This window comes from Mesorhizobium sp. M1B.F.Ca.ET.045.04.1.1 (genome assembly GCF_003952465.1).
Taxonomy (GTDB): Bacteria; Pseudomonadota; Alphaproteobacteria; order Rhizobiales; family Rhizobiaceae; genus Mesorhizobium; species Mesorhizobium shonense.
The window spans coordinates 6,218,867-6,241,730 of sequence record NZ_CP034448.1 but is presented as its reverse complement, the minus strand read 5'-3'; the positions used below and the strand labels follow the sequence as shown (position 1 = coordinate 6,241,730).

Genomic DNA, 22,864 nt, shown 5'->3' with positions numbered 1-22,864 from the left:
AAAGACTAATCGACCATTCTAGCACCGCTCACAAGGGCAGCGAAGCCACACCCGAGGCTGATTGTGCGTCGAGCAATTCCAGGAAAAGTGTGTAACGGTTTTCCGGCCGGAATTGCGTAAGAACCAAATCCTCGCAGCGATATCACCGCGCCGCGATGAAGCGCATGAAATGCGCCACATCCGCATCGGTCGGCTGCTGGCCGGTGAAGGAGCGCAGATAGGCGGCAAGGTGGCTGACCCGGGCCTCGACCGGTTCCTTGAGGTCGAGCACGTAGTAACCGATCTGCATGTAGTAGAGCACCCGCGCCCGGATGAAGGCGTCCTCGTCGTCGTAGCCATGCCGGCGATACATGTCGCGGATGGCGCTGAGGCGCTCGTCGTCGGCCTGGTCGATCATGCGCCGCACATCGGTCGCGCGCCTCGCCCATTCGCGCACGGCGAAATCGAGCCTCGGGTCGAACAGGCGCTCGTCGGCCCAGCATTCGAAGACGTTCATCACGCCCATGATGATGGTTTCGGCCGGCCGCCGGGCACGCTCGACGATCGCCGTGGTGTTGGTGTCGTGCCAATGCTTGAGCAACTGGTCGAGCAGGTCCTGCCGGCTGTCGAAATACCAGTAGAAGCTCGAGCGCGACACACCGAGCTTCTGGCCGAGCGTAAGCACGCGCACGTTCCCGACGCCGTCCGAGATCAGCGTTTCAAGCGCCAGATTGATCCAGTCCGAGCGCGTAACCTTTATGTTGCCGGGCGTCGGTTCGGCCTGGGGAGCGGTCATGATCATGGCCGCACAATAGGCACGGCATCAAACTCTTCGCAAGCTCTGGACAGTAGTGTCTAGACATATATGTCCAGGCTATATATCTTGGAGCCTTCAACGAGAGGGAGAGAGCTCGTGAAGTCGCATTACCGGGCAGTCGTCATCGGGGGAGGCGTGGTCGGCGCCTCGGTGCTCTATCACCTGACACGCTTCGGCTGGAGCGATGTGGCGCTCATCGAGCGCGCCGAGCTGACGGCGGGCTCGACCTGGCATGCGGCCGCCGGCTTCCACGCTCTCAACGCCGATCCCAACGTCGCGGCGCTGCAGGATTACACGATCAAACTCTATCGCGAGATCGAGGCCGAGTCCGGCCAGAATGCCGGGCTGCACATGACCGGCGGCGTCAACATGGCGAGCGACCCGCAGCGCTGGGAATGGCTGAAGTCGGCCTGGGCTGTGTTCCAGTCCGTCGGCATCGAGACGGCTCGGCTGGTGACGCCCGAGGAGATCAAGGAAATCTGCCCGATCGTTGATGTCAGCGACGTGCTGGGCGGCCTCTATGATTCCAACGAGGGCCATCTCGACCCCTACGGCACGACGCACGCCTATGCCGGCGCCGCGAAAAAGCGCGGCGCCGATGTGATCCTGCGCAACCGCGTCGTTGATCTGAAGCAGCGCGCCGACCGCGGCTGGGACGTCGTCACCGAGAATGGCACGATTGTCGCCGAGCATGTCGTCAACGCGGGCGGCCTCTGGGCCAAGCAGGTCGGACTGATGGCCGGCGTCGACCTGCCGGTGACGCCGATGGAGCATCACTATTTCGTCACCGAGGACATTCCGGAAGTCGCCGCGCTCGACAAGGAGCTCGGCCTTGCCGTCGACCTCGATGGCTTCTCCTATCTGCGGCAGGAGCGGAAGGGCGTGCTGCTCGGCGTCTACGAGCAGAACCCGAAACACTGGAACATGGACGGCGCTCCGTGGGACTACGGCATCGAGCTGATCCCGGAGGATATCGACCGCATCAGCCCTGAGCTTTCCAAGGCCTATCAGCGCTTTCCCTGCCTGGCGAAGGCCGGCATCCGCAAATGGGTGAATGGCGCCTTCACCTTCACACCGGACGGTAACCCGCTGGTCGGTCCGGTCAGGCGCCTCAGCAACTACTGGGTCGCCTGCGGCGTCATGGCCGGCTTCAGCCAGGGCGGCGGCGTCGGCAAGTCGCTGGCCGAATGGATGATCTACGGAGAGCCGCAGGCCGACATCTTCGGCATGGACATCGCCCGTTACGGCGCCTTCGCCGCCAACCGCGAATATCTCAAGCAGACGACGGGCCAGTTCTACGCCCGCCGCTTCGTCATGACCTTCCCGAACGAGCGCCTGCCTGCCGGCCGGCCGCTGAAGCGTCCGTGCGCCTATGACGGCATGAGCGCCGCAGGCGCCGAGTGGACGGCCTCATGGGGTTTGGAGATCCCGGCCTATTTCGCGCCGATAGGTTTTCGCGAGGAGACGACGCTGAAGCGTTCCAACGCCTTCGAAATCGTCGGCGACGAGGTGCTGCAGGTACGCCGCGCCGCCGGCCTCGTCGATACGACGGCCTTCTCGCGCTACGCAGTGTCGGGACCGGCCGCCGAGACCTGGCTCGACCGGCTGCTCGCCTGCAGGCTGCCGAAGCCCGGCCGCGCGAAGCTTGCGCCGATGCTGGGCCCTGACGGCAGGCTGAAGGGCGATCTCACCGTGCTCAACTGGGGCGGCGGGGAATACTGGATCATGGGCTCCTACTATTTGCGCGAGTTCCACATGCGCTGGTTCGAGGCGCATAGGACGGACGGCGTCTCCGTGACCGACATCTCGGACGCGATGTCCGGCTTCCTCGTCACTGGACCGAACGCGCGCAAGATCGTCGAACGCACCACGCATCAGGACATTTCCGCCAAAGCCTTGCCCTTCATGGCCTGCGGCGAGTTCGACATCGGCATGGTGCGCGCCCGGGTCGTCCGGCTGTCGATCGCCGGCGAGCTCGGCTTCGAGATCAACTGTCCGGCCACGCTGCATTCGACCCTGCGCGAGACGCTGCTTGCCGCCGGCGAGGATCTCGGCCTCGCCGAGATCGGCTATTACGCGTTGAATTCGCTTCGGCTGGAAAAGAGCTTCGGCATCTGGTCGCGTGAGTTCACGCAAGGCTACACGCCTGGACAGACAGGGCTCGACCGCTTCATCGCTTTCGACAAGGGCGATTTCATCGGCCGCGAAGCAACGCTCAAGGAGCGCAAGGCGGGCGTCGCGCGGCGGATCGTGACCCTGGAAGTCGATGCCGACGCCAGCGGCTTCGAGCCGGTCTGGCACAAGGGCCGGCGCGTCGGCTTCGTCACGTCCGGCGGCTACGGCTACACGGTTCGCAAGAGCGTCGCCCTGGCGTTGCTGGAAGACGATTTCGCCGGGGAGGGGACAGAACTTTCCGTACACATTGTCGGCGTCGAACGGCCGGCACGCGTCATCGCGGCCTCGCCTTATGACCCCAAAGGCGAGGCAATGCGGCAATAGGGAGGAACGGGCATGATTGACGAGGCCGCACGCGATCTGAGGCGCGAACGCCGGCGTGGACGCAACGGTGAGCGGGGCAGCGAGTCGAGCCGCCGCCCGAACTACCGTTCGCTGAAGAACCCGTTCCTGCCGCAGCCGGTGTTTTCCGACGACCAGGTCGCCGCGATCCACGACACGGCGCTGCGCGTCTTGGAAGAACTCGGCATCAAGGTGCTGCTGCCGGAAGCGCGCGCTGTTCTTGCCAAGGCCGGTGCTTTGGTCGACGAAGACAGCCAGATGGTGAGGATCGGCCGCGACATGGTCAACGCAGCACTTGCTTCCGCGCCGCGCTCGATCCAGGCCTATGGCGGCGATCGCTCTCGCGATCTTGCGCTAGAGCTCGGGTCGATGACGTTCCTCGCCGGCTCCGGCGCACCCAACGTCACCGATCTCGAGCGCGGCCGGCGGCCGGGCACGCTCGCCGCATTCGAGGAATTCATGAAGCTGCTGCAGCATTTCGATGTGCTGCACATGCTTGGACCCTGCATCGAGCCACAGGATGTCGAAACCCGCTTCCGCCACTACGCCACCGGCCGGGCGCAGCTGACGCTCTCCGACAAATTGCCCTTCGTCTTCGCGCGCGGCACGCCGCAGGTCGAGGACAGCTTCGAGATGGTGCGGCTGGCGCGCGGCCTCTCGGAGACCGAGTTCCTGGCCGGCGCCTATTGCTACACCGTCATCAACACCAATTCGCCGCGCCAGCTCGACATTCCGATGGCGCAGGGCATCATCGACTTCGCCAAGGCCGGCCAGATATCGATCATCACGCCCTTCTGCCTGGCCGGTGCCATGGCGCCGATCACCGTCGCCGGCGCGCTGACGCTGCAGCACGCGGAAGCGTTAGCCGGGCTGACGCTGGCCCAGATCGTGCGTCCCGGCGCGCCGGTGGTCTACGGCTCCTTCTCCTCCAATGTCGACATGAAGTCGGGCGCGCCGGCCTTCGGCACGCCCGAACACATAAAGGCGACGCTAGGCGCCGGCCAGCTCGCGCGCTTCACCGGCCTGCCCTGGCGGTCCGGCGGCGGCAGCGCCGCCAATATTTCGGATGCACAGGCGGCGCATGAGACGCAGTTCGCGCTGTGGGGCTCGGTGCTGGCCGGCGCCACCGTCTGCATCCATGCCGCCGGCTGGCTGGAGGGCGGCTTGAGCGTCTCCTTCGAGAAACTGATCACCGACATCGAGGCCTTGCAGACGGTTGCCGAGCTTTGCGCGAAGACGCCCGGCGATGCCGACGCCATCGGCTTCGAAGCCATCGCCGAGGTGCAGCCCGGCGGCCATTTCTTCTCGGCCGCCCACACCATGACGCGCTACCGCACCGCCTTCTACGAGCCGCTGGTGGCCGACTGGTCGAATTTCGGCAATTGGACCCAGTCCGGCGGCAAGACCGCCACCGAGCGCGCCACCGGCATCTGGAAGCGGATCCTTTCCGAGTTCCAGCCGCCGCAATCCGCCGCTGCCACCGCCGGCGTGCTCGACGAGTTCATCGCCCGCCGCACCGAGGAGGGTGGTGCGGCGCCGGTGTCATAAAGAACCGGCGCGACATCCGGAGGCCTATTCGGCAAATGACGCAATCCCCTTGCTTCGCGATGCAAAATACTGGTCTATACTTGCATTTGGGCTTCAAAGGGGGAACCAGTGCAAAAGTCGAGAACCTACCAAGTCGGCGGGTCCACACTGTCTTTGGTGTTTGGAGATATCACTAATTCAGACGCAGATGTCTTGGTGAGTTCTGACGATTCTGATTTGACAATGGGGGGTGGCGTGTCAGCCGCGATTCTGCGCGCGGCAGGGCAAAGCCTTTTGTTAGAGGTGGCAAAGAAGATACCGGCAAAACTCGGTGAGGTGGTTGTAACAGGCGCAGGATCGCTACAAGCGAAGCACATCTTCCATGCAATCACGATCGGCGATGGTCAAATGGCTGACAGTGAAATCGTTGTCAGATCGACGCGACGTGCAATTGAGCTCCTGAAAGCGCTCAACCTATCCTCCATTGCGTTTCCGGCAATCGGTGCCGGTGTTGCAGGAATTTCATACGAAGATGTTGCTGTAAGTATGGCTGACGTTCTCGTAGAGGAGCTCAGAGCAACTCCTGAGCGGCTTTCCGTGACCATCTACCTATTTGATCGATTTGGAAGAATGCAGCCAATTGACTACGTCCAGTTCTTTGAAGAGTTCGCGATCCGAACTCGAGGGCTGACTGCTCAGCCGCCCAGACAGGAGCGCGTGGAGCCCGCCGTCTCTACCCAGCCCCGAGGGCCGAAGGCAAAGGCATCGTCGGCGCGAGGCGAGGCCCTAGCTACATTGACTGAGTTGGATAGAGAACGACAAGTGTTGGAAAGACGTTTGGCGCAATATGGTGACGCTCTCCTCAGTTTAGACATAAGGAAAATAAATGCACGATTAAAGGAAATTCAAGGGGAGAGAGTTAAAACTTTATCAACTGTGAGTTCGTACCCGTCGAAGTCTGTATCAGTATTCGTTTCATATTCGCACGTTGATGAGCTATTGCGCAAGGAACTCGGCAAACATCTGTCGGTTCTGGAGCATCAAGGGATCATCTCGACATGGCACGACCGTATGATCGGCGCGGGAATGGAATGGGAAGGAGCCATCGACGCACAACTCAATGAAGCGCGGGTAATTATTCTCCTCATTAGCGCTGATTTTATCCAGTCGAAGTACTGTTATGACATAGAGATGAAGCGCGCACTTGAACGTCACGATCATCGCGAAGCTTTAGTCATACCGGTAATCTTACGCGCTGTGGCTTTGAAAGGTACTCCATTCTCAAAACTGCAGGCGTTGCCGCGGGATGCAAAACCTGTAGTTACATGGACTGATCGCGACTCGGCGTTCGTCGATATCACTGATGGATTGCGTAACGCGATCCAGGATCTCGTAGGAAGATCCTAGAAAAGGTCTAGTGTTGAGATTTCGAACCGTGGTTGTCAGCTATTGACGAACCCGCGCTCGCTGGCGGCAGCCAACACCGTCGCCGCAACTGACGACTTTATAGCACCGAGGAGGGCGGTGCAGCACCTGTGTCGTGAGTCCGAAAACGTAATATTTTCGGAGACCTTCGCCGTTCACGCTGCAGTCAAAACGATTCACGATCTGGTATCGGATCGCGAGCGTGGTTACGTTGCCGATCAGGTTAGCAACGAACCGAAGGCTGTTTTGTGATGGACGGTAAATGACGGCGCCTGGCGACTTGATGCAGGCCTTGTTCCTGCGGCTGAAGACCGATGCGTCCCTGTCGGCGCTGCTCGGCGGAGCCGGGCTGCTCGAGCAGGCAAGCGACAAGGCTGCCTTTCCCAACGTGACCTACGGCCGCACCAGCGCCTTCGACCTCGACACCGGCGCCGACAATAACGACGACCAGCTCATCACGCTGCATGTCTGGTCGAAAGCGCAAGGCGAGGCGGAGACGCGGCTCATCATGGACAGCATCAGGGCACGGCTCGACGGCGCGGCGCTCTCCATCGGCCCGCGCGGCCAGACACGCCTGTCGCTGGAATTCGCCGAGGCGCGCTATGACGAGGACCTGGCGGTCCATCACGGGCTGCTGCGCTTTCGCGCGCTGACGCAGAATAGTGCCTGAGCGGACCAATTCCCCCTAAAGTTGGGCCTGGATCGCGGCCTTGTCGATGACCGACCAGACCTCGCGTATCCGCCCGTCCTGGAATTCGTAGAAGACGTTCTCGGCGAAGGAGACGCGCTTGCCGTTCACCGGCAGGCCGAACGACATGCCTTTCGGTCGGCAGTCGAAATGCAGGCGGGCCGCCACGCGCGGCGGCTCTGATACCAGAAGCTCGATGTTGAAACGCAGATCCGGAATGGCCTGGAAATCGCCTTCCAGCATCCGGCGATAGCCCGCAAGTCCGATCGTCTCGCCGTTATATTGCACCTCTTCGCCGACGAAGCGGCCGAGATTGTCCCAGTCCTGTTCGTTGAGGCAGGCGATGTAGCCCTTGTAGCGGTCGGCAAGATCTTCTCCACTCATGGCACTCTCCCCATCATCAGCCCAGCTTCATCGCGCAAACTAGAGCATATCCTGGCCGCGAAAACCGTAGCCGCGCCGGTGACATTCCGGCTATGATTCCGAGGCCGAGCTTGATGGGGGCTCGGAAAGCAGGATCGCATTTATTCGTCTCGCGCAAAACAAATACGAAGGGGCATTGCGGGCATGGATTTTCGGCCGTTCACCGTTCATTTCACGTTCAGCACAGATGCGTTAGAACCGTGATCATGAAAACGTTCCGCTCCCATATCCGCGCAGCAATGCTGGCGCTTGCCGCAGCCGGCCCTTTTGCGTCGCAGGCGGTCGCCATGCCGGTCACCTCGCCGTCGGTCGATGAGCCGATCGTGCTTGCCGCAAGCGATTGCTACGCGATCGGGCAGCAGGTCGCCGCGCAGAACGGCGGCACGCTCGCCAAGGCCTCGCAGGCGACGCGCGGCGGCCAGCAGGTCTGCGTCATCGTCGTGCTGGTGCCTGGCAAGGAGGGCCAGCGCCCGCGTCGTTCCGAGATCGTGGTGCCGCTCAACTGACGCTCATTCTCTTTAACAGGCTTAAGTTTCCCTGGCCGGCGGAATCGGCCTATACGTCTACCCAACAACAGGCTTCAACCCATGCGCGTGCTCGTCGTCGAGGATGACAAGGATCTCAACCGCCAATTGGCGGATGCGCTCGTCGACGCCGGCTATGTCGTCGACCGCGCCTATGATGGCGAGGAGGGGCATTTCCTCGGCGACACCGAGCCCTACGACGCTGTCGTCCTCGACATCGGCCTGCCGCAGATGGACGGCATCAGCGTCGTCGAGCGCTGGCGCCGCGGCGGGCGCAAGATGCCGGTGCTGATCCTGACCGCGCGCGACCGCTGGAGCGACAAGGTGGCCGGCATCGACGCCGGCGCCGACGACTATGTCACCAAGCCTTTCCACATCGAGGAGGTGCTGGCCAGGGTGAGGGCGCTGATCCGCCGCGCCGCCGGCCATGCCTCTTCGGAACTCACCTGCGGTCCGCTGAGGCTCGACACCAAGGCCTCCAAGGCCGATGTCAACGGCGTGCCGCTTAAGCTCACTTCGCACGAGTTCCGTTTGCTCGCCTATCTGATGCACCATATGGGCGAGGTGGTATCGCGCACCGAGCTGGTAGAGCATCTCTACGACCAGGATTTCGACCGCGATTCCAACACCATCGAGGTGTTCGTCGGGCGGCTTCGCAAGAAGATGGGCATCGATATGATCGAAACAGTGCGTGGCATGGGCTATCGCATGCGAGAGCCGGAGGCGTGACGCGGAACCACTGAAGCCGACGATGAGAACTTGGCTTTCAGGGCTGCGGCTCTGGCCGCGCTCGCTGACCTTCCGCGTCATCGCCTTTTCGACGATCTGGGCGATACTGACGCTGGTCGTCATCTTCACCCTCATCACCACGCTCTACCGCCAAGCCAGCGAGCGCGGCTTCGACAGCCTGCTTTCGGCGCATCTGTTCAACCTGATCGGTTCCGTCGGCATCTCCGACAACGGCGCGCTCACCGGCTCGCCCGACCTTGGCGATCTGCGCTTCTCGGAGCCGAATTCCGGCTGGTACTGGTCCGTGGAGCCGGCTTCCGAAGGCGTTCACGGCGAAATCCATTCCTCTTCGATGACGACCTCGATCCTGTCGCCAAGCGTCGCCGAGGTGCCCTTCAACGCGAACTTCCAGCGCAGTTACGCGACCGAAGGCATCAAGGGAGAGGAGCTCGAAGTCTTCGAGAGCGAGTTTGTGCTCGATGCCAAGAACCGCGCCGCGCGCTTCCGCGTCATGGGCAATCACAGCGAGCTGGAACAGGAGATCGCGAGCTTCCAGCGCCGCCTGCTCACTTATCTGTCGCTGTTCGGCGTCGGCATGATCGCCATCAACGCCATCGCCATCCTGCTCGGCCTGCAGCCCTTGCGCCGGGTGCGCAATGCGCTCGCCATGGTGCGCGAGGGCACGGCGCAGCGGCTCGACGGAAGTTTTCCCGCCGAGATCGAACCTCTGGCCAGCGAGACCAACGCGCTGATCGAGAACAACAAGCGCATCGTCGAACGCTCGCGAACCCAGGTCGGCAATCTCGCCCACTCGCTGAAGACGCCGCTTGCCGTGCTGATCAACGAGGGCCGCGCGCTCGGCGGCGCCAAGGGCCAGCTCATCGCCGAGCAGGCTGCCTCGATGCAGAAGCAGGTCGATCATTATCTGCAGCGCGCCCGCGTCGCCGCCCAGCGCGACAGCGTCGTTTTCCGCACGCCGGTGAAGCCATTGGTCGAACGCATGGTGCGGGTGCTGCAAAAACTCAACCCGCGGACGAAGCTGACGCTGTCGCCTCCGCCCGCCGAGATCGTCTTTGCCGGCGAGCGCGAGGATCTGGAGGAATTGCTCGGCAATCTGCTCGACAATGCCATGAAATGGGCGAAGAGCGCCGTCGCGGTTTCGGTTGCGCTCGTTCCGGAAAGCGCCAGCCTGTTTGAAATCGCTATAGAGGATGACGGGCCCGGCATTCCCGAAGCCAGCGCGCGGGAAGTGTTGAAGCGTGGCAAGAGACTGGACGAGACGAAGCCGGGAACGGGGCTTGGGCTTGCCATTGTCGCCGACCTCGTGAACGAGTATGGAGGCGCCCTGGCGCTGGAACGGTCCGGCATGGGCGGCTTGAGGGCGGTGGTGAGATTGCGGAGCCTTCAGTAATGTTTTTTATCGATTATCGTGCGGACGCCTGCGGCCAAATTTCCGACAAATATCAACACTATGGGCTCGCCATCCTCCCCGATGGCGCGGCCGCCAATCTATCTCGCTCAAGTCCGTCCCGCTCAAGAGAACCGGTTGCTGGCATGAAGATTCGCGTCGCGCTCGTTTCCGCCCTGATGGCTGTTTCGGGCTGCACCACGCTGGGCAAGGGCGGTCCGGCCTCTCCGGTCACGCCTGTCGCCACGCCGCCGGGTGGCGGCAAGGTGGGAACCAGCATCGTCGCGGCCATGAATGGCGGGCTGGTCGGCGGATCGATCGGCTCGGGTCTCAGCGACGCCGAGAAGCGCAAGGGTCTCGAGGCGGAATACAAGGCGCTGGAATACACCGCCAGCGGCCAGAAAGTGACGTGGAAGGGCGACAGCTCGACCCATTACGGCGAGGTCGTCGCCGCGCAGCCCTATCGGGTCGGCTCGCAGGATTGCCGCCAGTATACCCACACCGTTTATACCAGCGGCGCGGGAGTCACGGCGCGCGGCACCGCCTGCCGCAATGCCGACGGCAGCTGGACGCCGCTGACCTAGATTAGGCAGCAGCCGGCGCGATTTTGATATCGATCAAGGCCGGCCGGCGCATCTGCCGTCAAAGCGTCGCACGAAGGTCGTGTTGGCAGGGCAGGGCTCTGCCGTTATTGGAATAGCCATGCTGTTCTGGGTCATAGCCGCAATCCTTACGCTCGGCGCCAGCCTGGCGGTGCTTTTGCCGCTGGCCGGCGGCACGAAAAGTGCGTCTGCAGCCGGCGATCACGACCTCGAAGTCTATCGCGACCAGCTTTCGGAGCTCGATCGCGACATGGCGCGCGGCCTGATCCAGCCGGGCGAGGCCGAGGAAGCGCGTGCCGAGATCGGCCGCCGCATCCTGCGTCTCGGCTCGAGCAGCCAGTCGGGCACGCAAGCGCCGCGCCCCTCGCGCGCGGCAAGGCTGGTTGCCACCGCCGCCGTGCTGGCGGTGCCGCTGGTGAGCTGGGGGCTTTACGGCGCGCTCGGCTCGCCCGACCTGCCGTCGCAGCCGCTGGCCGAGCGGCTTGCAAAGAACCCGTCGGATTCCTCGGTCGACGAGCTGGTCGCCCGCGCCGAGGCGCACCTTGCCGCCAATCCATCCGACGGCAAGGGCTGGGACGTGCTGGCGCCGGTCTATCTGCGCCTGCAGCGCTTCCCTGATGCGATAACGGCCTATCGCAATGCCATCCGCCTCGACGGCGACAGCGCCGTCCGCCAGGCCGGTCTTGGTGAGGCGATCGCCAACGCCGCCGGCGGCATCGTGTCGGCCGAGGCTCAGGGTGCTTTCGAGGCGGCGCTGAAGCTCGATCCCGCCAACGCCAAGGCGAATTTCTATCTGGCGATGGGGCTCGCCCAGGAAGGCAAGAAGGCCGAAGCGGCCGCCGCCTGGCAAAAGATGCTCGGCCAGTTGGCGCCGGATTCGCCCTGGCGCAACGCCGTCCAGCAGGCGCTTGCCGATACGGCCGAGCCAGCGGTCGCGGCCGGCAAGCCGGCCAATGGCCCCGATGCTCGAGCTGTCGAGGCGGCGCAACAGATGTCGCCGCAGGACCGGCAGGCGATGATCGAGACCATGGTCGCCGGCCTTGACGACAGGCTGAAGCAAAATCCGCGCGACGAGGAAGGATGGATGCGGCTCATTCGTTCCTATGTCGTGCTCGGCAAGGCCGACCAGGCGCGCGACGCGCTCGGCCGCGCCGTCGCTGTCTTTGGCGCCGATAGCGAGCAAGCCAAGAAATTCACCGCCTTCGCCGCCTCCCTCGGCGTGATGGCGACGGAGTAAGAGATGACGCGCAAGCAGAAACGATTGTCGGTGATCCTGGCGGGGCTGGCCTTCCTCGGCGCCGCGGCGGGCCTCACCTTCTACGCGCTCGGCCAGAAGGCCTCCTACTTCTACATGCCCGCCGATCTCGCCACCGCAACGGTCCAGCCCGGCCAGCGCATCCGCCTCGGCGGCTTGGTCGAGAAAGGCACGATCGTGCGCGGCCAGGGCGCCACCGTCGACTTCTCGGTCACCGACAAGCAGAAGTCGGTCAAGGTCACCTATACCGGCATCCTGCCCGATCTCTTTCGAGAGGAGCAGGGCGTGATCACCGAGGGCGCGTTCGGCCCGAACGGCGTCTTCGTCGCCGATAGCGTTTTGGCCAAGCATGATGAGCGCTATATGCCCAAGGAAGTCGCCGACGGCCTGAAGGCCAAGGGCGTCTGGCAGGAAAGCAAGAGCCAATGAGCAGGTTCCGCAAAAGTGCTACGCGGTTTTGCGACCAGAAACCTGCGGCAAAGGAAGGTCGCAGGTTCCGCAAAAGTGTAAGGCGGTTTTGCGATCAGAACCTGCGAGAAAACGGGTAGCCAATGGTTGAGACCGGACATTTCGCCCTCGTCCTCGCCTTCGCGCTGTCGCTGGTGCAGATGCTGGTGCCGCTCGTCGGCGCCCGCACCGGCAATCAGCGGCTGATGGCGGTCGGCGGTCCGGTGGCGGTCACCGGCTTCGCGCTCACCGCGCTCTCCTTCGCGGCGCTTGCGACCGCCTATGCCGGCTCCGACTTCTCCGTGGCGAGCGTCTGGGAGAACTCCCATTCGCTGCAGCCGATGATCTACAAGATCACCGGCACCTGGGGAAACCACGAAGGCTCGATGCTGCTCTGGGTGCTGATCCTGACCTTCTTCGGCGCGCTTGTCGCCGCCTTCGGCAACAATCTGCCGGCGACACTCAAGGCCAACGTGATCGCCGTGCAGGGCATGATCGGCGCCGCCTTCTTCCTGTTCATCCTGGCGACGTCCAACCCCTTCATCCGGCTCAACCCGGCCCCCATCGAAGGCCGCGACCTCAATCCGATCCTGCAGGATCTCGGCCTCGCCATCCATCCGCCGCTGCTCTATCTCGGCTATGTCGGCTTCTCGATCTGCTTCTCCTTTTCGGTCGCGGCCCTGATCGAAGGCCGCATCGACGCCTCCTGGGCGCGCTGGGTGCGGCCCTGGACGCTGGTCGCCTGGATGTTCCTCACCGGCGGCATCGCCATGGGCTCCTACTGGGCCTATTACGAGCTCGGCTGGGGCGGCTTCTGGTTCTGGGACCCGGTCGAGAACGCCTCCTTCATGCCCTGGCTAGCCGGCACCGCGCTGCTCCACTCTGCGATCGTCATGGAAAAGCGCTCGGCGCTGAAGATCTGGACGCTGCTGCTTGCGATCCTCACCTTCTCACTGTCGCTGCTCGGCACCTTCCTGGTGCGCTCCGGCGTGCTGACGTCCGTGCATGCCTTCGCCACCGACCCGGCCCGCGGCGTCTTCATCCTCTGCATCCTGACGCTGTTCATCGGCGGCTCGCTGGCGCTGTTTGCGCTGCGTGCGTCGCGGCTGGCAGCCGGCGGCCTGTTCCACCCGATCTCGCGCGAGGGCGCGCTGGTCCTCAACAACCTCTTCCTCACCACGGCGACAGCGACGGTGCTTGTCGGCACGCTTTACCCGCTGGCGCTCGAAGCCATCACCGGCGGCAAGATCTCGGTCGGCGCGCCCTTCTTCGATCTGACCTTCGGTCCGCTGATGCTGCCACTGCTCGCCATCGTGCCCTTCGGCCCGCTGCTCGCCTGGAAGCGCGGCGACGTGTTCGCCGCTTCCCAGCGCCTGATGGCGGCCTTCGGGCTGGCGCTTGCCGCGATGCTGGTCACCGGCCTGTTCATCGACGGCGCTTCGGTCTTTGCCGCACTCGGCGTCGGCCTCGCGGTCTGGCTGGCCGCCGGCGCGCTCACCGACCTTGCCGTCAAGTCCGGCGTCGGCTCGGTCGCGCCGGCCGTCATGCTAAGGCGCTTCGCCGGCCTGCCGCGCTCGGTTTTCGGCACGGCACTTGCCCATCTCGGGCTGGGGCTCACCTTGCTCGGCATCGTCGGCACGCTGTCCTTCGGCACCGAGAAGATCCTGACCATGCGCCCGGGCGAGACGGTGGAACTGTCGGGTCACACGCTGCGCTTCGAAGGGCTCGTCCCGCGGAAGGGCCCGAACTTCACCGAGGATCGCGGCCGCTTCCTGCTCATAGGCGCGGATGGCAATGTTGACGGCGAGATCACTTCCGCCAAGCGGTTCTATCCGGTGCGGCAGATGGTGACGACTGAGTCCGGCATCAGGACGCTGGGTTTGAGCCAGCTTTATCTGTCGCTCGGCGACGAAGGCAATGACGGCTCCGTCGTCGTGCGCCTGTGGTGGAAGCCGCTGGTGACGCTGATCTGGGGCGGCGGCCTGGTGATGATGGCGGGCGCGGCCATGTCGCTGCTCGACCGCCGCCTGCGCGTCGGCGCGCCTGCCAGGCGCCGCAAGACGGCCGCCGCTGCCGTATCTACGAGCCCGACATGAAAGCGAAGTTTTCGCTTGGCCCCCTGATCCTGCTGCTGGCTCTGCTCTTCGCCGGAACGGCACAGGCGGTGAAGCCCGACGAGGTGCTGTCCGATCCGGCGCTGGAGGCGAGGGCGCGAGCGCTCTCCGAAGGCCTGCGCTGCATGGTCTGCCAGAACCAGTCGATCGACGAGTCCGACGCCGACCTGGCGCGCGACCTGCGCGTCCTGGTGCGCCAGCGCCTCGTCGCCGGCGACACCGACCAGCAGGTCATGGACTACATCGTTTCGCGCTATGGCGAGTTCGTGCTGTTGAAGCCGCGCCTCAGCCTGCGCAACGCGCTTTTATGGGGCACGCCGGCGCTGCTGCTTCTGGCCGGCGGCATCTTCATCGTGTTCAGCGTCCGTTCGCGCCGCCCCGCGCCGGACAGCGCCCTCAGCGCCGAGGAAAAGGCGGCGCTGGACAAGATGCTTAGCGATTAGTTCCGTCGTCGACGTCGATAATTGGCGGTAGCCGTTCGCGGGTCGTCATTCTATGGCGGAGCAAGGAGCGAAGCGACGCGCGTAGACCATAGAATCCATGCCGTTACGCTGACGCGCCGCGAACGGTGCAGAGTTTTGTTCCGCTGTGTCCTCGACGAAGGTCACGGCATGGATTCCAGGGTCTGCGCGCGTCGCTTCGCTCCTTGCTCCGCCCTGGAATGACGACGTCGCGGAGGTTTCAGCCAATCTCCAAAGGGCGGCATGCTCTACACCTGGCGTGCCCGCTCCGCCTCCCCGGCCTCGATCATCGCGTCGATTTCCGCCATCGCAGTTTCGTGAGGCACCACACGGCCCGCCTTTGCATCGGCTATCCCGCACTTGATGCCTTCGATCATCTTGGTCTCCCAATCGACTGAGACTCGAATTCGGTTGGTATGGCCTGTGGTCATTTTGAACCTCGTGATCCCAATGCATCCCTGCCGATCGCCAACATTACAAAATTTTCATGTATCGGAAATGGCGCCGTAATGTGCCGCTCTCTAATCCTCTTGCCCGAGGATGCTTCGCCTGAGCGCATCCCTTCGAAAGAGGATACGAAACCCATGAATATTGCCTCCAATTCATATTCCCGCACCCGCAAGCGCCTGATGGCGGCCGTCGCTTCCCTGGCTGTCGTCGGCACGGCAGGCGCGGCCATGCTCGCAACCGGCACCGCCCCAGTGCTGGCCGATGCCGTGCGCGTCGAGGCCCCGCAGGTGCCGAGCTTCGCCGATGTCGTCGAGCACGTTTCGCCGGCGGTCGTCAGCGTCAAGGTCAAGGCCAAGATCCAACCGACGGCCGATGACGGCTCCGACGATCAGAACGGCTTCGACAACCTCCCCGACAATCCGCAGCTGCGCCGCTTCTTCAAGGAGTTCCGCGGCTTCGGCGACCAGGGCGGCCAGTTCGGCATGCCCCGCTTCAACCACCGCAACCACGGCAATGGCGAGCCGCGCCCTGTCGCTCAGGGCTCTGGCTTCTTCATTTCCGAGGACGGCTACCTCGTCACCAACAACCACGTCGTCTCCGAAGGCTCCGACTTCACCGTCGTCACCAATGACGGCAAGGAACTCGACGCCAAGCTGATCGGCACCGATCCGCGCACCGACCTCGCCGTGCTGAAGGTCGATGGCGGCGGCAAGTTCACCTATGTCGACTTCGCCGACGACTCCAAGATCCGCATCGGCGACTGGGTGGTGGCCGTCGGCAATCCGTTCGGCCTCGGCGGCACCGTCACCGCGGGCATCGTCTCGGCCCGCGGCCGCGACATCGGCGCCGGCCCCTATGACGACTTCATCCAGATCGACGCCTCGGTCAACCGCGGCAATTCGGGCGGCCCGACCTTCAACCTCAACGGCCAGGTGATCGGCATCAACACCGCCATCTTCTCGCCGTCGGGCGGCAGCGTCGGCATCGCCTTCGACATCCCGGCCTCGACCGCCAAGCAGGTCGTGGAAGACCTGATGAAGAACGGTTCCGTCCAGCGCGGTTGGCTCGGCGTCGAGATTCAGCCGGTCACCTCCGACATCGCCGAGTCGCTCGGCCTGAAGTCGGACAAGGGCGCGCTGGTTTCGAGCGCCCAGGATGCCGGTCCGGGCAAGAAGGCCGGCATCACTGCTGGTGACGTCATCACCCAGGTCGACGGCAAGGACGTCGCTTCGCCGAAGGAACTCGCCCGCGTGATCGGCGCTTATGCGCCGGGCAAGTCGGTCGACGTCACCGTCTGGCGCAACGGCAAGAACGAGACGGTCAAGGTCGACCTGGGCACCTTGCCTTCGAGCGACAAGCAGGCCTCGAACGACGACAACAATAAGCAGGCCACCCCCGCCAAGCCCGATACGCTGGCCGATCTGGGCCTCACCGTCACCAAGTCGGAAAACGGCAAGGGCCTGGTGGTCACCGACGTTGACCCGGACAGCGATGCGGCCGACCGCGGCATCCAGCCCGGCGACGTCATCACCTCGATCAATTCGAACGAGGTGAACACCACCGACGACGTCTCCAAGGCGATGACCGACGCCACCAAGGCAGGCCGCAAGGCCGTGCTGATGCAGATCACCCGCGACGATAGCAACCGCTTCGTTGCGCTGCCGGTTGGCAAGGGCTGATCTGACAGGGCGGTTCATCGTTTCACGGAAACGCAGAACCGCTCCATCTCTTTGTTTAGACGCAATTCCGGACGGAAAACCATTTCACGCTTTTCCTGGAATTGCTCAGCGACTTTTCCTTGTGGCGGTTTCAACACCCCCGAGCCGCCACGGGGAAAGCATGGGGCCGAGCACGCCAGTCAGTCACCGTGTTTCGCTCCTGGCGGCAGCGGGTTCCCATCACCCGCTGCCGCTTTAACTGAAAGACCAAAGCAATGGCTGCCCCTCAATCTTCCAGTGAAATCGCGTATAACGGCTCCATGAAGATTCTCGTCATGGAAGACGATCGCGAGGCAGCGGACTATCTTAAGAAGGCCTTCGCCGAGGCGGGCCATACCACCCATGTCGCCGGCGACGGCGAGACTGGTTTCGCGCTTGCCGACGCCGGCGACTATGACGTGATGGTGGTCGACCGCATGATGCCACGCCGCGATGGGCTTTCGGTGATCGCCGCGCTCCGCTCGCGCGGCAACACCACGCCGGTGCTGATCCTGTCGGCGCTGGGCGAGGTCGACGACCGCGTCACCGGGTTGCGCGCCGGCGGTGACGATTATCTGACCAAGCCCTATGCGTTTTCCGAATTGCTCGCCCGCGTCGAGGTGCTCAACCGCCGCGCCGGCGCACGGGAGTTCGAGACCGTCTACCGCGTCGGCGACCTTGAGCTCGACCGCCTGTCGCATTCGGTCAAGCGCGCCGGCCGCGAGATCACGCTGCAGCCGCGCGAGTTCCGCCTGCTCGAATATCTGATGCGCCATGCCGGCCAGGTGGTGACGCGCACCATGCTGCTCGAGAATGTCTGGGACTATCATTTCGATCCGCAGACCAACGTCATCGACGTCCACGTCTCGCGTCTGCGCGGCAAGATCGAAAAAGGCTTCGACAAGCCGATCCTGCACACGATCCGCGGCGCCGGCTACATGCTGAAGGGCGGCTAGGGAGCAAGATGGCTCTTTCCCTGCCGGCCATCATGAGGACGACGGCGGCCCGGCTTTCGGCGCTTTATCTTCTGCTTTTCGCGCTCTGCGCCGTGCTGCTGGTCTTCTACATGACGTCGCTGTCGGCGCGCATGCTGACGGCGCAGACCCAGGAGACCATCAACGACGAGGTGCTGGGCCTGGCTCGCGCCTACCAGCGTGGTGGTCTGCCGGTGCTGGTGCGCGTCGTCGAGGCCCGTTCCCGCCAGCCCGGCGCCAACCTCTATCTGATCGCCGACGCCAACGGCCAGATCCTGACCGGCAACGTGCAGAGCCTGGAGCCTGGGGTCATCGAGACCGAGGGTTGGACCACCGAGCCCTTTTCCTACCAGCGCTTCGGCGAGGGCGAGCTCGACCGCTTGCGCAGCGGAGACCAGACCGCGCCTTCGACCGGTACAAGCGGCGCGCAATCCGAGGGCGAGAAGGGCCATAACGCCATCGCTCTGGTGCTGAGACTGCCCAACCAGATGATCATGCTGGTCGGCCGCGACCTCGGCGAGCCCGAGCGCTTCCGCGCCGTCATCCGCCGCTCGCTGATGCTGGCGCTGGGCATGATGGGGCTCGGCGGGCTCTTGATCTGGTTCTTCGTCGGGCGCGCGGCGCTGAAGCGCATCGACAGCGTGTCGGAGGCGAGCCGCCGCATCATGGGCGGCGACCTCGGCGGGCGCCTGCCGGTGACCGGCGCGGGCGACGAATTCGACCGCCTGTCGGAAAACCTCAACACCATGCTCGCCCGCATCGCCATGCTGAACGAGGGGCTGAAGCAGGTCTCCGACAACATCGCCCATGACCTGAAGACGCCGCTGACCAGGCTGCGCAACCGCGCCGAGGCCACACTTGCCGGCAAGCACAAGACGACCGACTACCGCCAGGCGCTGGAGGGCACGATTGCCGAATCCGACCAGCTCATCAAGACGTTCAACGCCATCCTGATGATCTCGCGGCTGGAGGCAGGTTATTCCTCCGAGACAGCCGGCCCGGTCGACCTCGCCGCCACGGTGAGCGATGTCGTCGAGCTCTACGAGCCGGTAGCGGAGGAGGCGGGCGTTGTGCTGGAAGCCACGGTGCCGGAAGCCGTCACCATAAACGGCAACCGCGAGCTGATCGGACAGGCGCTGTCGAACATCGTCGACAACGCGATCAAATACTCGACCGGCGCGACCGAGAGCCCGAAAGTGCGCGTCACGCTGGAGCGTGCCGGCGGCGAGGTCAAGCTCGCCGTTTCCGACAACGGCCACGGCATTCCCGACGATGCCGACCGCGCGCGGGCCACCGAGCGCTTCGTGCGGCTGGAAAAGAGCCGCTCGCAGCCGGGCTCGGGCCTCGGCCTCAGCCTCGCCAAGGCGATCATGACTTTCCACAACGGCAGGCTTGATCTTCTGCCCGCCAATCCCGGATTGTCCGTAGTCATGAGTTTCCCGTCACGGGACACGCATTGATGGCGGCGAGGATGGCAAAGAAAAAGATCGAAACCGGATGGCAACTTCGCCCGACGCTGGCGCTTCGCCCGCTGGATGGCGACCATGTCCGGCGGGAATTGTCCGAGGTCGCGGACGCAGCAGAGGAAGACGGCCTTGCACGTCTCGCCGCATTCCTCGCGGGCAAGGGGCCGCTGCAGGATCTGCTCGCCGCCATCTTCGACCTGTCGCCGTTCCTGCGCGATATGGCCCGCCGCCGGCCGGCCATTCTCGACGTGCTGTTCGACCAGACGATCGAAGCGCGGCTCAGCGACATCGGCGAGGCGATCGATCTCGCGGCGCGGGCCGAGACTGTTTCGGAAACGAGCCTGATGATGGCGCTCAGGCAATTCAAGGCCGAGGCGCATTTCCTGATCGCGCTCGCCGACCTTTCCGGCGAGGCCGAAACCGCGCTGACGGTGCGCCGCCTCAGCGACCTTGCCGATGCCTCAACGCGCGCCGCCGTCGATTTTCTGCTGCTCGACGCGCACGGGCAGGGCAAGCTCAAGCTGCCCGATCCCAAATCCCCTGCGCACGGCTCGGGCTGGATCCTGCTCGGCATGGGTAAGCTCGGCGCGCATGAGCTGAATTTCTCCTCCGACATCGACCTCGTCGTCTTCTTCGATCCGGAGGCGCCGGCTGTCACCGATCCGCTCGACGCGACGGAGCTGTTCTCGCGCCTCACCCGCCGCCTCGTGCGTATCCTCCAGGATCGCACCGAGCACGGCTATGTCTTCCGTACCGATCTGAGGCTCCGTCCCGATCCCGGCTCGACGCCGCTGGCGATCCCGGTCGAGGCAGCGCTTCGCTACTACGAAGCGCGCGGCCAGAACTGGGAGCGCGCCGCCATGATCAAGGCGCGGCCGGTTGCGGGCGACCTTGTGGCGGGGGCCGCCTTCCTCAAGGAATTGCAGCCCTATGTCTGGCGCAAATACATGGACTATGCCGCGATCGCCGACGTCCATTCGATCAAGCGCCAGATCCACGCACACAAGGGCCATGGCGAGATCGCGGTCAAGGGTCACAACGTCAAGCTCGGCCGGGGCGGCATCCGCGAGATCGAGTTCTTCGTCCAGACCCAGCAGCTCATTGCCGGCGGCCGCTTCCCGGAATTGCGCGGCCGCGAGACGGTGCCGATGCTTGGCGCGCTCGCCGCGCGCGGCTGGATCACCGCCGATGCGCGCGACGCGCTCACCCGGCAATACTGGTTCCTGCGCCGTGTCGAGCACGCCATCCAGATGGTGGCCGACGAGCAGACGCATATTCTGCCGGAGGATGACGAGGAGCTGGAGCGCATCGCGCTGATGCTCGATTTTGCGGACGAGGCGGAATTCGCGAAAACCTTCCGCGCTTCGCTGCAGCAGGTCGAGCGTCACTATGCGGCCTTGTTCGAGACGGCGCCCGAACTGTCGGCCGGCATCGGCAACCTGGTCTTCACCGGCGATGTCGACGACCCCGACACGCTGCGGACCTTGCATGGCCTCGGCTTCCAACGCCCGAGCGACATCTGCCGCGTCATCCGCGGCTGGCATTTCGGCCGCTACCGCGTCACCCAGTCGGCCGAAGCGCGCGAGCGGCTGACGGAGCTGACTCCGGCGCTCTTGAAAGCCTTCGGCCAGACGCGCCGTGCCGACGAAGCGCTGATGCGCTTCGACGAGTTCCTTGCCGGCCTGCCGGCCGGCATTCAGCTGTTCTCGCTGCTGCAGTCGAACCCTGCGCTGCTCAAGCTGATGGCGACGATCATGGGTGGCGCGCCGCGGCTCGCCGCCATCATCACGCGCCGCCCGCATGTCTTCGACGGCCTGCTCGATCCTGCGCTGCTTACCGAACTGCCGGATCGCGCCTATCTTTCGGCGCGGCTTGCGGCCTTCATCGAGGGCGACCGCGCCTATGAGGATGTGCTCGACCGGCTGCGCATCTTCGCCTCCGAGCAGAAATTCCTGATCGGCGTGCGCCTGCTGGCCGGCTCGATCGATCCCGCGCGCGCCGGCCGCGCCTTCTCCGACCTCGCGGATCTCACCATCGAGGCGGCGCTTCAAGCGGTGACTGCCGAGTTCGCGCTGCGCCATGGCAGGATTGCCGGGGCCAGGGTGGCGCTGCTCGGCATGGGCAAGCTCGGCAGCCGCGAGCTCACAGCGGGATCCGACGTCGACCTCATCCTGCTCTACGACCACGACGCGGACGCGGAGGAGTCCGACGGCGAGAAACCGCTGGCGCCGTCGCATTACTACACCCGAATGACACAGCGGTTGATCGCCGCCGTCTCGGCGCCCACGGCCGAAGGCGTACTTTACGAGCTCGACCTCCGCTTGCGCCCCTCTGGCAACAAGGGGCCGGTCGCCACCCATGTCGACGCGTTCAAGAAATATCAGCGCCAGGACGCCTGGACCTGGGAGCACATGGCGCTGGCCAGAGCCCGGGCGATCGGCGGCGATGCCGAACTCTGCGCCGAAGTCGAAGGGGATGTCGCGGCGGTGCTCGCCCAGCCGCGCGACGGCGCCAAGGTGAAGGCGGAAGCATCGGAGATGCGGGCGCTGATCGAGAAGGAGAAGCCGCCGCGCGACCTCTGGGACATCAAGCTGATCCCGGGCGGCCTCATCGACCTCGAGTTCATCGCCCAGGTCGCCGTCATCACCGGCAATATCGAGCCCGGCCGTCGGGTGACCGCGACGGCGGATGTGCTGGCGCGGCTGGCGCCGCAATTCGCGACAGCCGATGTCAGGCAGGAACTTTGCGAGGCCTGGCGGCTCTATATGGCATTGACCCAGATGATCAGGCTTTGCCTCACCGGTGAGTTTCAGCGCGACGATGTCCCGCCGGGGCTTTCGGATCTGCTTCTGGCGGTCACCGACCTTCCGGATTTCGGTGTGTTGGAAGCGCATCTCAAGGAGACGTCGCGGAAGGTCCGCAACGATTTCGACCTTCTGCTTCGTGCGGGAGCGCCGGCGCGCTAGGAGCCGTGAAGTCGCGCGATTATTCGGTGCGTTGAACACGGCGGAGCCTGCGGCGCGCATGCGCTTGCAGGAGCCGATCACGCAGGTAGGCGTAGAAGCGTGGCGGCAGCATGCCATAGTGGAAGCGGGAGGAGCTGCGTCCCGGGATGGGTCTGAGGTCGGGACCCGGCCAGAGGAAATCGTTGGTTTCGCTCACCACGACCCATGACGGCGTGTCGTCAAGCCCAAGGTGAGCTTTGAGAGCCGCGGGCATCTCGATGGCATCGCCAGGATCGGCCGGAGCGGAATGCGTGATCGGAACACCGTCACGATCTCGTGCCCTTCCACGATCCTACGCGCGGCGACAATGGCGCAGGGCCGGTTCTTGCGACCCTCTTCAACGCCTGTTTTGTGTT

General features: G+C 64.3%; 18 protein-coding genes and 1 pseudogene. 16 read left to right on the top strand and 3 right to left on the bottom strand.

The window, feature by feature from the left end; genetic code table 11:
* Positions 1–142: 142 nt before the first annotated feature.
* The gene (locus EJ071_RS31160; protein WP_126101275.1) at positions 143–781 is read right to left on the bottom strand and encodes a TetR/AcrR family transcriptional regulator; all 639 of its coding nucleotides are present in this window, start codon (positions 779–781) and stop codon (positions 143–145) included.
* Between the two features lie 111 nt (positions 782–892).
* On the opposite strand from EJ071_RS31160, the gene EJ071_RS31155 reads away from it, so the two are divergent.
* The 4 genes from EJ071_RS31155 (at position 893) to EJ071_RS31140 (ending at position 6,935) form a co-directional block, all read left to right on the top strand.
* Positions 893–3,295: an FAD-dependent oxidoreductase gene (locus EJ071_RS31155; RefSeq protein WP_126101274.1), complete on the top strand. Its 2,403-nt coding sequence runs from the start codon at positions 893–895 to the stop codon at positions 3,293–3,295.
* Between the two features lie 12 nt (positions 3,296–3,307).
* Complete coding sequence (locus EJ071_RS31150) at positions 3,308–4,861, top strand: trimethylamine methyltransferase family protein (RefSeq protein WP_126101273.1); 1,554 nt, start codon at positions 3,308–3,310, stop codon at positions 4,859–4,861.
* Positions 4,862–4,969: 108 nt separating this feature from the next.
* A complete protein-coding gene (locus tag EJ071_RS31145) occupies positions 4,970–6,247 on the top strand; it encodes a macro domain-containing protein (RefSeq protein ID WP_126101272.1) in 1,278 nt (425 codons plus the stop codon).
* 280 nt (positions 6,248–6,527) lie between these two features.
* A complete protein-coding gene (locus EJ071_RS31140; RefSeq protein WP_126101271.1) occupies positions 6,528–6,935 on the top strand; it encodes a DUF3168 domain-containing protein in 408 nt (135 codons plus the stop codon).
* A 15-nt stretch (positions 6,936–6,950) separates the two neighbouring features.
* Here EJ071_RS31140 and EJ071_RS31135 read toward each other — a convergent pair whose 3' ends face one another.
* A complete protein-coding gene (locus EJ071_RS31135) occupies positions 6,951–7,337 on the bottom strand; it encodes an ester cyclase (RefSeq protein WP_126101270.1) in 387 nt (128 codons plus the stop codon).
* Positions 7,338–7,582: 245 nt separating this feature from the next.
* Between EJ071_RS31135 and EJ071_RS31130 the strand changes: the two genes are divergently transcribed.
* From EJ071_RS31130 to EJ071_RS31095, 8 genes are all read left to right on the top strand, one after another.
* Positions 7,583–7,882 carry a hypothetical protein gene (locus EJ071_RS31130; RefSeq protein WP_126101269.1) on the top strand — a complete coding sequence of 100 codons (300 nt, stop codon included), beginning with the start codon at positions 7,583–7,585 and terminating at the stop codon, positions 7,880–7,882.
* Positions 7,883–7,963: 81 nt separating this feature from the next.
* Positions 7,964–8,629 carry a response regulator transcription factor gene (locus EJ071_RS31125; protein ID WP_041002188.1) on the top strand — a complete coding sequence of 222 codons (666 nt, stop codon included), beginning with the start codon at positions 7,964–7,966 and terminating at the stop codon, positions 8,627–8,629.
* A 22-nt stretch (positions 8,630–8,651) separates the two neighbouring features.
* Positions 8,652–10,040: an ATP-binding protein gene (locus EJ071_RS31120; RefSeq protein ID WP_126101268.1), complete on the top strand. Its 1,389-nt coding sequence runs from the start codon at positions 8,652–8,654 to the stop codon at positions 10,038–10,040.
* A 143-nt stretch (positions 10,041–10,183) separates the two neighbouring features.
* Complete coding sequence (locus EJ071_RS31115; RefSeq protein ID WP_126101267.1) at positions 10,184–10,621, top strand: hypothetical protein; 438 nt, start codon at positions 10,184–10,186, stop codon at positions 10,619–10,621.
* Between the two features lie 118 nt (positions 10,622–10,739).
* Positions 10,740–11,876, top strand: coding sequence for a c-type cytochrome biogenesis protein CcmI (gene ccmI / locus EJ071_RS31110; protein ID WP_126101266.1), 1,137 nt, complete (start codon positions 10,740–10,742; stop codon positions 11,874–11,876).
* Between the two features lie 3 nt (positions 11,877–11,879).
* Complete coding sequence (ccmE, locus tag EJ071_RS31105; RefSeq protein WP_126101265.1) at positions 11,880–12,323, top strand: cytochrome c maturation protein CcmE; 444 nt, start codon at positions 11,880–11,882, stop codon at positions 12,321–12,323.
* Between the two features lie 122 nt (positions 12,324–12,445).
* Positions 12,446–14,437, top strand: a complete 1,992-nt coding sequence (locus tag EJ071_RS31100) for a heme lyase CcmF/NrfE family subunit (RefSeq protein WP_126101264.1) — start codon at positions 12,446–12,448, stop codon at positions 14,435–14,437.
* A complete protein-coding gene (locus EJ071_RS31095; RefSeq protein WP_126101263.1) occupies positions 14,434–14,898 on the top strand; it encodes a cytochrome c-type biogenesis protein in 465 nt (154 codons plus the stop codon). Before EJ071_RS31100 ends, EJ071_RS31095 begins: the two co-directional genes overlap by 4 nt.
* Positions 14,899–15,164: 266 nt before the next feature.
* Here the strand turns inward: EJ071_RS31095 and EJ071_RS40140 are convergent.
* Positions 15,165–15,311, bottom strand: a pseudogene (locus EJ071_RS40140) (CopG family transcriptional regulator); the annotation flags it as partial.
* Between the two features lie 189 nt (positions 15,312–15,500).
* Between EJ071_RS40140 and EJ071_RS31085 the strand changes: the two are divergent.
* The 4 genes from EJ071_RS31085 (at position 15,501) to EJ071_RS31070 (ending at position 22,469) form a co-directional block, all read left to right on the top strand.
* Positions 15,501–17,045 (top strand): Do family serine endopeptidase, encoded by a 1,545-nt coding sequence (locus tag EJ071_RS31085; RefSeq protein WP_126101261.1) that lies wholly within the window; start codon positions 15,501–15,503, stop codon positions 17,043–17,045.
* A 299-nt stretch (positions 17,046–17,344) separates the two neighbouring features.
* On the top strand, positions 17,345–18,019 hold the full coding sequence (locus EJ071_RS31080) for a response regulator transcription factor (protein WP_126101260.1): 675 nt from the start codon (positions 17,345–17,347) through the stop codon (positions 18,017–18,019).
* 8 nt (positions 18,020–18,027) lie between these two features.
* Positions 18,028–19,497, top strand: a complete 1,470-nt coding sequence (locus EJ071_RS31075) for a HAMP domain-containing sensor histidine kinase (RefSeq protein ID WP_126101259.1) — start codon at positions 18,028–18,030, stop codon at positions 19,495–19,497.
* Positions 19,497–22,469 (top strand): bifunctional [glutamine synthetase] adenylyltransferase/[glutamine synthetase]-adenylyl-L-tyrosine phosphorylase, encoded by a 2,973-nt coding sequence (locus tag EJ071_RS31070; protein WP_189521299.1) that lies wholly within the window; start codon positions 19,497–19,499, stop codon positions 22,467–22,469. Before EJ071_RS31075 ends, EJ071_RS31070 begins: the two co-directional genes overlap by 1 nt.
* Positions 22,470–22,864: the final 395 nt, after the last annotated feature.